1 protein-coding gene is annotated in these 432 nt (G+C 65.3%); it reads right to left on the reverse strand.

All coding sequences use genetic code 11. The features are described 5' to 3' along the window. Positions 1-109: 109 nt before the first annotated feature. Positions 110-432: integrase core domain-containing protein (locus Q0789_RS16610; protein ID WP_366917780.1), on the reverse strand; the 323-nt coding region annotated here is incomplete at its 5' end.

The raw sequence follows: 432 nt of genomic DNA on the forward strand, positions 1-432 counted from the left end.
GCCACCCGCTACGACAAGCTCGCCCTGGTCTACCGCGGCGGCGTCGTCCTGGCCGCCATCCTCACCTGGCTCAAGCCCTAGGGAGACACGTCCTAGGTGTACCCGGCCATCACGTTGGTGACAGGCGGCTGACGGGCGGGAGTCCGCCGAGGGCGCTGTGGCGGCGTCGAGTGTTGTACTTCTCGAGCCATGGGGCAAGGGCGTCGGAGCGTTCTTGGTTGCTGGTGAAGACTTCCTTGTAGGCCCACTCGGTGGCCAAGGTCCGGTTCAGTCGTTCGACCTTCCCGTTCTGCCAGGGGCAGTGCGGCTTGATGAACTTTTGGGTGATGCCCAAGTCAGCGCACACAGCCTTGAGGGGCTCTTCATACCTGCGGTGGGGGCGGTGACGACACGCCGGTCGTGGGCTGAAGGTGGGTGAGGGTCGAGGTCCTC

It is taken from the genome of uncultured Pseudokineococcus sp., assembly GCF_947499845.1.
Classification (GTDB): domain Bacteria; phylum Actinomycetota; class Actinomycetes; order Actinomycetales; family Quadrisphaeraceae; genus Pseudokineococcus.